Origin of the sequence: Rathayibacter sp. AY1A2, from assembly GCF_002930935.1 — a bacterium.
Classification (GTDB): domain Bacteria; phylum Actinomycetota; class Actinomycetes; order Actinomycetales; family Microbacteriaceae; genus Rathayibacter.
In genome coordinates, this window is sequence record NZ_PSTP01000036.1 from 1 (window position 1) to 6,084 (window position 6,084).

Consider the following 6,084-nt stretch of genomic DNA (forward strand, 5'->3'; position numbering starts at 1 on the left):
CCTCGAACCCGCCCCGACCCCGCCGCCCCCGGCTCCGCCGGACGCTCCGCTCCGGCCGTCTCAGGCCGCGAGTCCGCCGAACAGCAGTGACACCGTCATCGCGATGATGACCGAGTCGAAGGCGGACGCGATGACGACGTTCGCGCGCACCAGGCGCCAGCCCTCTCTCGAGCGGATCTCGGCCGAGACCGGGGCGGCCGTCGTGGACAGCAGGAGCGCGAGGGTCGCGTCGTCGCTGAAGTGCGGCACCCCCTCGAAGGCGAACCGCACCTGCGACCGCCGGGGCGACCGCGACTCGAGGCGCAGGCAGGCCTGTGCGACCGAGAGGACCATCAGCATCCACGAGCTCGCGACGGCGAGCAGGGCGGCGGCGATGGAGAGGGGCTCGCTGCGGAACTCCGTCCTCTGCGCGATCGCCATCGTGACCGCGATCGCCACCGTGACCACGATCGCCGGCACCGCCGCCGACAGCGTCGTGCTGGTCGCCCCGGTCGCCCCCAGCATCCGCGGGAGGAGGCGCCGCTCTCCGCGCGCCTCCTCCTCGGCGGCGCTTCGCAGCGCCTGCTCGTCGAGGCGCGAGTACGAGGCGGCGCTCCAGCCCACGGAGAGGGCGGTGCAGAGCGGCCGGCCGAGCAGAGAGACCGGAACGAGGGTCGCCGTTGCATCGACGGCCCCGTCGCATCGACGGCCCCGTCGCCCGGAGCGAGCGTCCCCGTCGCCAGGACGAGCAGCACCACCACGATCGTGACCAGGAGGCTCACGCTCACCCGGAACAGATCGGAGCGGGATCGTCTGCGCGCGGTCATCGCCGCCCTCCCGTCAGGGGCCCGGAGCGCGCCCCGAACAAAATCCACGCCGTTCCGTCCTGCCGCGTCCCGTGCGTTACCAGGCCATTCGTTGCAACCAACAACAAATCCCCTGAGCACCCGGCAGAATGGACCCATGACCTCACGGAGCAACTGGGCGGGCACCTACGAGTACCGCGCCGCCGACATCATCGAGCCGGAGTCCGTCGAGGAGGTGCAGCGCCTCGTCCGCGAGAACGACCGCGTCCGCGCCCTCGGCAGCCGCCACTCCTTCAACTCCCTGCCCGACACCCCCGGCGCACTGCTGCACCTGGGCCGCCTGGCCTCCGACCCTGTGATCGACGCCGAGGCGAGCACCGTCACCGTCGGCGGCGCCACCCGCTACGGCGTCGTCGCCGCACACCTGCACAGCAACGGCTACGCCCTGCACAACATGGGCTCGCTCCCGCACATCTCGGTCGCCGGCGCCATCGCGACCGGCACCCACGGCTCGGGCGACCGCAACGCGAACCTCTCCTCCGCCGTCTCGGCCCTCGAGCTCGTCACCGCCGACGGCTCGCTGCGCACGATCCGCCGCGGGGAGCCGGGCTTCGAGGGCGTCGTCGTCGGCCTCGGCGCCTTCGGCATCGTCACCCGCGTGACCCTCGACATCCAGCCGACCTTCGACGTCCGCCAGGACGCGTTCGTCGACCTGCCCTGGGAGCGCGTGCTCGACGACTTCGACGCGATCACCTCCTCCGCCTACAGCGTCAGCCTCATGACCCACTGGTCCTCGCCGACGGTGGAGCAGCTGTGGCTGAAGACCAAGGTGGCGGCGGGATCCGTCGCCGACGTCGACGCGACGCACCTGGGCGCGGTCGCCGCCTCCGCGAGCCTCTTCGCCGTCTCGGAGGGTGTCGACTCCAACCTGAACCCGTTCGGCGGCTCCGTCGGACCGTGGTCCGAGCGCCTGCCGCACTTCCGCCTCGACCGCGAGCCGAGCGCGGGCGACGAGATCCAGAGCGAGTACATGGTGCCGCGCGCGAACGTCCGCGAGGCGATCGTGGCGCTGCGCGCGATCGGCGAGCGGATCGACGACGTCCTGCTCATCACGGAGCTGCGGACCATGGCGGGCGACGACCAGTGGCTCTCCCCCGCCGGAGGCCGCGACAGCGTCGGCGTGCACTTCACCTTCAAGAAGGACCGCGCCGGCGTCGACGCCGTGCTCCCCGCCGTCGAGGGCGCGCTGCTGCCGCTCGGGGCCCGGCCGCACTGGGGCAAGCACTTCCTCGCCGGAGCCGACGAGATCGCGCCGCTCTACCCGCACCTCGAGGAGTGGCGCACCCTCCGCTCCGAGTGGGACCCCTCGGGCCGCTTCGCGAGCGACTTCCTCCGCGACCGCCTGCTCGGCTGAGCGGCACCCGCCCCGCGGGACCAGACAGGTTCCGCGGGACGGGGCTCACAGGACGCAGCACAGGACGGGGCTCACAGGACGCAGCTCACAGGACGCAGCACAGGACGGGGCTCACAGGACGCAGCTCGCGGGACGCGGCCCACAGGACGCAGCTCGCGGGACGCGGCTCACAGGACGCCGCTCAGAACAGGCGGGCCGCATCGGCGGGCTCGACGAGGTCGCGCACCAGCGCCGGGATCCGCTTCCGGAACGGGAAGAACCCCCGCGACGCCGACGGCCACGCCGCACCGTCCCAGCGGCGGCGCACGGTGACGAGCGCGACCCCCTCGTCGGCGAGAGCCGAGCGGAGCGCCTCCACCCGCTCTCCGACGGGCCCGACCGGCGCGTACGGAACGACCACGGTGTCGATCCGCTCGGACACCGCCCAGTCGACGACCGTCGCGGCACGCGCGTCCGCCAGCACCCTCGCCGGCCGGCCGCTGGAGTCGGAGGTGCGCTCGGCGGCGTCGGCGAGCGCCGCGGCGGTGAAGGCGGCGACCGCGTCGGAGACTCCGGACGGCGAGCGCCCGCCCGCGTCCCCGGCGACGGCGCACGCGACGAGGCGCTCGGCCAGACCCGGCTGCTCGGCGAGCAGGCTCTCCGCCTCGAGGTCCTCCTCGTGCAGCAGGAGGCCGGGGCGGGCGCCGACGGTCCCCACGACGTCGTCCTGCTCGAGCGGTGCCCGCGGCGGGAAGGGCTCCTCGGTGAGCGCGCGGGCCGTGGTGGCGAGGCCGCTCGGCGAGAAGCGCCCCTCCGTGTAGCGCGCGATGTTGGACGCGGAGGCGAGGTAGGTCTTGCCCGGAGTCTGCAGGCCGGCGACCCATCGCCACGACAGGGTGTTGGACGCGGCGTCGCCGTCGAGCAGGTGCCGGTAGAAGAAGTCGGCGCCGAGCTGCCAGGGCAGTCCGAGGGTGAAGATCCAGATGCTCGCGAACCACATGCGGGTGTGGTTGTGGAGGTACCCGGTCTCGACGAGCTCGCTCACCCACGCGTCCATCGCGTCGATACCGCTGCGTCCGCCGATCGCGTCGAGGTAGCCGGGCGGAGGATCACCCGCGGAGGAGTCCGCCACCTCGCGGCGGTAGCGGCGCCAGACGTCCGGGTTCTGCTCGAGCCAGCCCTTCCAGTAGGTGCGCCAGAACACCTCCTGGACGAACTTCTCCGCGGCGGTCAGGCGATGCCGCGCGAGGACCGCGGCGACGACCTCCCGCTCGGTGACGAGGCGGTGGCGGAGGTAGGGCGAGAGCCCGGAGACGTTGTCCCGGGACGGTCCGAGGTCGTGGTTGCGGTCGCGAGCGTAGGCGGAGCCCGCGCGGGCGACGAAGTCGTCGAGCGCCTCGAGACCGGCGGCTCTGGTCGGGATGAACATCGCCCCATCATCGGCGTCGGCCCGGTGAGAACACCGGCAGCGGCCTCCCGAGTGCGCTCCGGGGACGGAGGCGCCCGCCGAGCGCTCGTCAACGGGGTGACCGGCGCCTCCGACCCGACGTAGCGTCGGAGGACGAGAGGGAGGCCGCCATGCCCCGCGAGGAACAGATCCCGTCCACCATCGAGCGCTCCGACGAGCACGCGCAGAAGCTCTGGTCGGCCGCGCACGACTCGGCCGTCGACAGCTACGGCGACGGTGAGCGCGCCCACCGCACGGCCTTCGCCGCACTGAAGCACGAGTACGAGAAGGTCGGCGACCACTGGGAGCGCAAGGCCGAGAGCGGCCCCTCCGACTCCCGCGCCGAGGGCCACGGCCGCTCCCCCGGGGGCGAGACGGCGGGCGGAGTGGACGCGAACGCCACGAAGGCGCACCTGATGGACCTCGCCAAGCGCCTGGACGTCTCCGGCCGCTCGCGCATGACGAAGGCCGAGCTCGTCGAGGCCCTGCAGAAGGAGAGCACCCGCCGGACGCGCGACGCGCGGTAGGGGCAGGGGCGGGGCCGGGGACAGCCGCCCCGCCGAGCCCCGGCCCGCTCAGTCCAGCGCGTCCCGGACGGCCGCCATGCCCAGCTCCAGCTCGGCGAAGGTGGTCGACAGCGGCGAGAGGCCGATCCGGATGCCGTCGGGTCGGCGGAAGTCCGGCACGATCCCCTCCGCCTGCAGCCGCGGGACGAGGCCGGCGAACGACTCGTGCGCGATCGTCACGTGCGAGCCGCGCCGGGCGGGATCGAGCGGAGTCGCCACCCGCACCCCGCGCGGCACCAGCCACGCGTCGGCCAGCTCCAGCGCGTACGCCGTCATCGCCTCCGATTTCGCGCGCACCGCGGGCATGCCGACCGAGGCGATCAGCGCGATCATGTCCTGCATCGCGAGCATCCCCGTGATCGGCGGGGTGCCGCTGAGGAAGCGCCGCATCCCCTCGGCCGGACGGTAGCCGGGTCCCATCTCGAACATGTCGGCGACGCCCATCCAGCCCTGCACCGGCTGCGCGAGCGAGCCCTGGTGCCGCGACGCGACGTACGCCCACGCGGGCGCCCCCGGCCCTCCGTTCAGGTACTTGTAGGAGCAGCCGACCGCGAGGTCCGCGCCCCACTCGTCGAGCTCGAGCGGCACCGAGCCGACGGAGTGGGAGGCGTCCCAGAGCACGAGCGCGCCGGCCTCGTGCGCCTGAGCGGTGATCGCCGCGGCGTCGGCGAGGAACCCCGAGCGGTAGGCGACGTGGCTGAGCAGCACCAGTGCCGTCCGCTCGCCGAGCGCCGGGGCGAGGTCGTCGGGGCCGACGCCGCTCCCGGGGTCGGAGTCGATCCAGCGGAGCGTGCTGCCGGTCTCGGCCGCGATGCCCTCCAGCACGTACCGGTCGGTGGGGAAGTTGTCGGTGTCCACGACGATCTCGTCGCGCCCCTGCTCCGCCTGGCGGGCGATCGCCGCGCGGGTGAGCTTGTAGAGCAGGACGGTCGTGGAGTCGGCGACGACCGTCTGCCCGGCCGCGGCTCCCAGCACCGCGGAGCCGAGGGCGTCGCCGACCTCGAGCGGCATGTCGAGCCAGCCCTCCTCCCAGCCGCGGATGAGGCGGCCGCCCCACTCCTCCTCCGCGAACCGCGCGAGCTGGGCGACGCTCGCGCGCAGCGGCCGGCCGAGCGAGTTGCCGTCGAGGTAGGAGCGGACCTCGGGGGTGCGGACGAACAGCTCGGGGCAGTGCGCGAGCGGGTCCTGGGCGTCGAGCGGATGCATGCCCTCACCCTAGGTCGCGGGTGCCGGGCGCGACGCGCGCCGCCGGGGTCCCGGATGCGTGCCGCCGGGGTCCCTGACGGGTGCCGCCGGGGTCCCTGACGGGTGCTGCCGGGGCCCCTGACGCCGCTCGGACGCCGCCCACTGTCCAGAAGTCGTCGCACTCGGCGTCGACTGCGACAACTCTTGAGCACTCGCGAGCCCTCACCGGAGCCTCCCCCACTGTCCAGAACTTGTCGCACTCGGCGTCGACTGCGACAACTCCTGAGCACTCGCGAGCCCTCACCCGGAGCCCCTCCCCCCACTGTCCAGAAGTCGTCGCACTCGGCGTCGACTGCGACAACTCCTGAGCACTCGCGGACCCGCGCACTCGAGCCGGTCGCCACTGCTCCGAAGTCGCCGTACTCGCGCTCCAGTACGGCCGCTTCCGCGTGGTCGCGAGCCGCCGGGCCTGTCCCAGCGGTCGTCGCCGAGTGCGCAGAAGTTGTCGCACTCGAGCTCGAGTGCGACAACTCCTGGACAGTCGCGGGAGCCGGAGGAGAACGGAGCGGGAGCCGGAGGAGAACGGAGCGGGAGCCGGAGGAGAACGGACCTCGAGCCGGCGAGCGCCCCCGCACCCGCGAGCACGGCCGCGCACCTGGGAAGTCAACGGGCGGACGCCGCGCCCCGCCCCGCCTAGCCTCCGAGGAC

5 protein-coding genes are annotated in these 6,084 nt (G+C 73.6%); 2 read left to right on the top strand and 3 right to left on the bottom strand.

Annotated elements, in window-relative coordinates; translation table 11 throughout:
• Window positions 1–60 precede the first annotated feature (60 nt).
• Window positions 61–789, bottom strand: a complete 729-nt coding sequence (locus C5B93_RS16635) for a DUF1345 domain-containing protein (RefSeq protein WP_104292986.1) — start codon at window positions 787–789, stop codon at window positions 61–63.
• A gap of 153 nt (window positions 790–942) precedes the next feature.
• Between C5B93_RS16635 and C5B93_RS16640 the strand changes: the two genes are divergently transcribed.
• Window positions 943–2,199, top strand: coding sequence for a D-arabinono-1,4-lactone oxidase (locus C5B93_RS16640; RefSeq protein ID WP_104292987.1), 1,257 nt, complete (start codon window positions 943–945; stop codon window positions 2,197–2,199).
• Window positions 2,200–2,380: 181 nt separating this feature from the next.
• On the opposite strand, the gene C5B93_RS16645 is transcribed toward C5B93_RS16640, so the two are convergent.
• Window positions 2,381–3,607, bottom strand: a complete 1,227-nt coding sequence (locus C5B93_RS16645) for an FAD-binding domain-containing protein (RefSeq protein WP_104292988.1) — start codon at window positions 3,605–3,607, stop codon at window positions 2,381–2,383.
• Window positions 3,608–3,756: 149 nt separating this feature from the next.
• Between C5B93_RS16645 and C5B93_RS16650 the strand changes: the two genes are divergently transcribed.
• Entirely contained in the window at window positions 3,757–4,152 is a 396-nt protein-coding gene (locus C5B93_RS16650; protein ID WP_104225169.1) for a ChaB family protein, read from the top strand.
• Between the two features lie 48 nt (window positions 4,153–4,200).
• Here C5B93_RS16650 and C5B93_RS16655 read toward each other — a convergent pair whose 3' ends face one another.
• Window positions 4,201–5,397, bottom strand: coding sequence for a kynureninase (locus C5B93_RS16655; protein ID WP_104292989.1), 1,197 nt, complete (start codon window positions 5,395–5,397; stop codon window positions 4,201–4,203).
• Window positions 5,398–6,084 lie beyond the last annotated feature (687 nt).